Origin of the sequence: Providencia sp. JGM181 (assembly GCF_018257375.1) — a bacterium.
Classification (GTDB): domain Bacteria; phylum Pseudomonadota; class Gammaproteobacteria; order Enterobacterales; family Enterobacteriaceae; genus Providencia; species Providencia lanzhouensis.
The window spans coordinates 1-1,384 of record NZ_JAERJY010000264.1 but is presented as its reverse complement, the minus strand read 5'-3'; the positions used below and the strand labels follow the sequence as shown (position 1 = coordinate 1,384).

Below are 1,384 nucleotides of genomic sequence, written 5' to 3'. Positions count from 1 at the left end.
CTCGTGAATTTTTCTCACAAAAACTCCTCCGTCATTTTAAAATCTCTTAATGAAAAGAGTATTTTTCTATTTTTCAATACTACGTCATCATAGCCAGTAATTAACTTAACAATTTGGTCTGTTACTAACCCAGACATGACTGCAAGGGATGGTGTATTTTGCCAAGCATTCACTTTTCTCTTTCCATTTAAAAACTGGTGTTTCATTCTTGCTAATTGAAATTTTTCAATTTCATGATTCTGGCTATAGAATTTATTTCTAATATTATTTTTTACCGCATGATAGCCTGAATTGTACCCATCATTTAAATAAATAGGTCCAACTGAAATGTCTAAAGGATCTCCCCCCAATTCAATTACCGGTATTTCTTTTTCATGGGCGATATCATGAATAACACCTTCAACTGTATTTTTTCTAAAATAACCTAAACTAGCCCATGCAATTAAAATGACATCTACGCCATCTAAAACTTCCATCAACCGATCTCTATCTATCGTTGCAAACTCATTGTACTTCTCAACCTTGGTATATCTATTATGCCGTTTAATACCTATTTCAGCAGCTTCAACTTTTGCGCTTCCAATATCATCAAAAGTATAAAGAACTTGTCTATTTAAGTTAGAAAGCTCAACCACATCACCGTCTACCAACCTCAATGTGCCTATACCTAACATAGCTAACTGCATTGCGCACCACGTACCCCATCCTCCCATACCTAGAATCAAAACTCGGCTATTTTTGAGCTTTTCTTGGTACTTTAAACCGCCTACTTTTTGACTATCGATTAACGAAAATTGTAATAACTGCCTATCATATAAATTTATTTCTTGTGGACTAAGAATATCCGAATAAGTATCTGAAACTTCCATAACACCTAACTGATTAAGCTTATTAATAAACTCAATAATACATTCTTTATCAACGTTAAATCTTAAAGATTTCAATTCCTTTACTATTCTTGGAATAGTATGCTCTCCATCAAGTTTGGGTAATAACGATAGTACCCACCCTTCCGGATTTTTAATAATGCAACCCTTTTGGGGTATTTCTCCTATGCAAATATCGCCATCATCAGATATTAAAATATGATGCGAGAATTTAATTAATGGTTTTAATAGCGAAAAATCCATATTTAGCCTCCATTAATAAAAGCCGCATTTAGCGGCCATTCAATATAACTCGTTATTCTAACTCGATAGATTCATCTTCATTGTACATCGCATTTTCTTCATTAATAGCTGAAACACGTTCATTAAGAATGATAAATTCCATAAAGATCACCTCATGTATTATTTAAGATAAAATTTCAACAAACTACGCATTAAAATTAATTAACAAAACAGCATGCTGTCAACATTTATTTAAGAAATGAAAAATATAGATA

At 32.4% G+C, this 1,384-nt stretch carries 2 protein-coding genes; both read right to left on the bottom strand.

Annotated elements, in window-relative coordinates; translation table 11 throughout:
* Positions 1-14: 14 nt before the first annotated feature.
* Positions 15-1,130, bottom strand: coding sequence for a HesA/MoeB/ThiF family protein (locus JK188_RS17385; protein ID WP_211887820.1), 1,116 nt, complete (start codon positions 1,128-1,130; stop codon positions 15-17).
* Positions 1,131-1,182: 52 nt separating this feature from the next.
* The gene (locus JK188_RS17380) at positions 1,183-1,272 is read right to left on the bottom strand and encodes a pantocin A family RiPP (RefSeq protein ID WP_249215520.1); all 90 of its coding nucleotides are present in this window, start codon (positions 1,270-1,272) and stop codon (positions 1,183-1,185) included.
* Between the last annotated feature and the right edge of the window lie 112 nt (positions 1,273-1,384).